The sequence below is a fragment of the Novosphingobium sp. Sphag1I genome, from assembly GCF_056279125.1.
Genome location: NZ_JBWBQS010000050.1, coordinates 1 through 2,344, shown reverse-complemented (window position 1 = coordinate 2,344; position 2,344 = coordinate 1). Strand labels below are relative to the sequence as shown.

Below are 2,344 nucleotides of genomic sequence, written 5' to 3'. Positions count from 1 at the left end.
AATGCCAGTCCATGCCATGATACACTCCATCTCTTCGCAAAGGGGCGTGAATCACAACATGCTGGTATTGCTCAACAACTTTCGGGGCGGGCTCTGAAGGCGCCGTAGGTGAAATAGTCAAAGCTGCCGCTCACACCCGTACTTGTCACTGATCCGCTAAACCAAGATCCAAAGCCAACATAAGAAAGCACTATATCTGAAGATGGCAAACCAAAGCTTGAGTTTATGATCGGAACATTGTTACTGCTAAGTATTAACTGGTCAACGTTACCGCCATTGACCACATTAAATACGCGCAACCCAGGGGTCGCGTCCCGGGACGTGGTGTAGGATCTGAGGGTAGCGCTGCTGGCCGGACGCGCGCTTTCCATATAGCGCTGTAGCGTACGGCCAGCAGCGCGGGTGGTCACCGTGATTTTCGGCTAGGTTTGGGTTGCGAAGCTCGAACCTGGAGAACCACGATGACCGATTCCATGATGCACCTGCGCGCGCTGGTCGAGAAGGCCCCTGACGCGGATATTTTGCGCGAGATGATCTCGTTTGCCGCCGGGCGGTTGATGGAGATGGAAGTCGGTGGCCTGACGGGTGCGGGCCACGGCGAGAAGTCCGCCGATCGGCTTGTCCAGCGCAACGGCTATCGCGACCGCGACTGGCAAACCCGCGCGGGAACGGTGGAACTGCGCATTCCCAAGTTGCGCAAGGGCAGCTATTTTCCCGGTTTTCTGGAGCCGCGTCGGATGGCCGAGCGGGCGCTGACGGCGGTCATCCAGGAAGCCTATGTGCATGGCATCTCGACGCGATCGGTCGATGACCTGGTCAAGGCGCTGGGCATGGATGGCATCTCCAAAAGCCAGGTTAGCCGCCTGTGCGAAGAGCTCGACCAAAAGGTGCATGCCTTCCTCGATCGCCCGATCGAGGGCGACTGGCCTTACCTGTGGATCGACGCCACCTATGTCAAAGTCCGCCAGAATGGCCGTATCGTCTCGGTCGCGGTGATCATCGCGGTGGGCGTCAACAGCGACGGTCGCCGTGAAGTGCTGGGCATGGATATCGGCCCGTCGGAAGCCGAACCCTTCTGGACCGCGTTTCTGCGCAAGCTGACGCGCCGGGGCCTGCGTGGGGTGAAGCTGGTGATCTCCGACGCTCATGAAGGCATCAAGGCGGCGGTCTCCAAGCTGCTGTGCGCGAGCTGGCAGCGCTGCCGCGTCCACTTCATGCGCAACGCGTTGGCCCACGCTGGCAAGAGCGGGCGCCGCGTCGTCTCGGCATTCATCGGCACCGCTTTTGCTCAGGAGACGCCCGAGGCCGCCAGTCAGCAATGGCGTTCCGTTGCCGATCAAATGCGCCCAAAACTGCCAAAACTCGCCGCGTTGATGGACGACGCCGAACCCGACGTGCTCGCCTACATGACGTTCCCCAAGGAGCACCGGGCCAAGTTGCACAGTACGAATCCCATCGAGCGCCTGAACGGCGAGATCAAACGCCGCACCGAAGTCGTCGGCATCTTCCCCAACGAAGCGGCAATCACACGCCTGATCGGCGCCATTCTCATGGAACAGTCCGATGAATGGGCCGTCCAGCGCGGCCGCTACATGTCACTTGAAACCATGGCGCCGGTGAGCGACAATCCCATCGTCATGCTCTCGGCTGTACCTGGCGCATGACCGGCTCAAGCTTATGCCGAAATCGCCGGTGGCCCAAATAAACTACACCACGCCGTGGGACACGATCCAACCCAGGCGTGCTGTTCGATAACAGAAAAGTCTGATTGGACCTGACAAAAGAATACCAGACGTTGGTAGATTGGGAGGGCCAAGCGTTGTGCTGACTATCAGCAACATACTGCGGCAAAAGGTTGGTGCCGCCGAACGTTGCTGATTTTGAACCGGTGCTCAAAAGGTAGCTACTGGTCGCTGCGTCATATTGAAGAGAAAAAGTGTTTGGCGCGACACTACCAGAGCCGCTCACATCAATCGCTGCAAGCACGGACGAGTTAGTAAATGTCTCGGTCGCAGAAAGATTGCTGAGTGATTGATTTATCGAACCCACTGCTGGCGTAGGAGTAGGCGTGGGAGTAGGCGTAGGCGTGGGAGTAGGCGTCGAGTTCATCCCGCCATCACCGCCACCACACGCAGCAAGCTGCAGCGCCAGAAGTGACGCGACGCCAAATTTAAATGCCTTCATTGCCCACCTGTAAGGAAATTTGCCCCATCTAAGCGCAATCTGAGCAGGTGTTACCCCGTATTTCAGTAAGCGCCGACGGACCCCGGCCTTGCGCAGGATTGGGGTGGCGTAGATTTCGCGGGGCAAATGGAGGCCTTGCGAGTGGAAGAAGAGCAGTCAA

The 2,344-nt window shown here is 58.4% G+C and carries 1 protein-coding gene; it reads left to right on the top strand.

The genetic code is table 11. From position 1 onward, the window contains the following. The first annotated feature begins 461 nt into the window (after window positions 1-461). Entirely contained in the window at window positions 462-1,664 is a 1,203-nt protein-coding gene (locus ACZ9HU_RS22475) for an IS256 family transposase (RefSeq protein WP_068095125.1), read from the top strand. Window positions 1,665-2,344: the final 680 nt, after the last annotated feature.

Excerpts from the sequence above, each read along its gene's own strand:
- ACZ9HU_RS22475 (WP_068095125.1), top strand. The coding sequence starts at position 462 with ATGACCGATTCCATGATGCACCTGCGCGCGCTGGTCGAGAAGGCCCCT.